Raw genomic sequence first — 1264 nt, forward strand, 5'->3', positions numbered from 1 at the left:
TATTATTTGTCAAATTAAGCGAGACAAAACTTTCCATTTACGTAACTCAAAAAAACTTCTAATGGTGTTTGGTAATTTAGTGATTTTCTAGGGATATGGTTTCTTTTGGACGCAACGGATGAGATGAATCCTTGATTGACTTGGTTGAAGTCCATTTCTTTTGGTAGTCCATCTTTTCGGAGGAGTCCGTTTGAATGTTCATTTAATCCCCGTTGGGAAGGCGTTCCTGGGTCTGCGAAATAAATATCAATATCATTCGTATTACTAATACTTTTCCAATTAGAGAATTCTTTTCCACAATCAAAGGTAATTGATTTGAAAAGATTTTTGGGTACGGATTGAAGCCATTCATTAATCGAATTTTCAATATCAACTGCCTTACGGCCTTCTGGTTTCAAGGCGATAATGGCTTTTGAAAGTCGCTCAACGAGTGTGATGACGGCACTTTTATGGTGGATGCCGACAATCGTATCACCCTCTAAATGTCCAAATTCTTCTTCGAAAACGACATAATCTTTTTTACGTTCAGAAATATTTCTTTTGAATGCCTGTTTTCCACGTTTTTCCTTATAACCATTTGGTTTTCGTTTTCCTTGCATCGGTAAATGTAAAACATTGAATTCTCCCGTCTTAAACCGGCGATAGAGGGTACTTACTGAACAAGAGAAGGTTCGCTCTGCACGGCCAATAATGACGTCTGGGGTCCAACCTTCAGTTGATCTTTTTGCAATGTATTCTTTTTCCTCAGCAGGAAAAATGATTTCGGTTCTCCCACAACGTCGCTTATTTTCTTTGTATTGTTCAAAGTATTCAAGTGCTGCTCCACCACATTTGAGAAAGTTATAGACATTGTAAATTGTTTGGCGTCCACGTTTAAGCTGCTTCGCAACGATAGCAACCGGAGTTTCTTGATGAAAATATGCTTCTATCATTACAAGCTCGTTTGGTGTAAGATGGGTATAAGTCATTTATGTTCACTCTCCTTGTATGCTTTAGCGGGTATTACAATTTGAGTGTAACATAAATGGCTTTTTTATTTGTCTCGCTTAATTATACAAACGGCGGTATTATTTGTCAAATTAAGCGAGACAAAACTTTCCATTTACGTAACTCAAAAAAACTTCTAATGGTGTTTGGTAATTTAGTGATTTTCTAGGGATATGGTTTCTTTTGGACGCAACGGATGAGATGAATCCTTGATTGACTTGGTTGAAGTCCATTTCTTTTGGTAGTCCATCTTTTCGGAGGAGTCCGTTTGAATGTT

At 37.3% G+C, this 1264-nt stretch carries 1 protein-coding gene and 1 pseudogene; both read right to left on the reverse strand.

Annotation, left to right across the window (positions count from 1 at the left end; all coding sequences use genetic code 11):
- Positions 1 to 14: 14 nt before the first annotated feature.
- Entirely contained in the window at positions 15 to 968 is a 954-nt protein-coding gene (locus CUS89_RS14835) for an IS30 family transposase (protein WP_104872678.1), read from the reverse strand.
- A 111-nt stretch (positions 969 to 1079) separates the two neighbouring features.
- Positions 1080 to 1264, reverse strand: a pseudogene (locus tag CUS89_RS14840) (IS30 family transposase); the annotation flags it as partial.

Source organism: Enterococcus mundtii (assembly GCF_002947535.1).
Taxonomy (GTDB): domain Bacteria; phylum Bacillota; class Bacilli; order Lactobacillales; family Enterococcaceae; genus Enterococcus_B; species Enterococcus_B mundtii_B.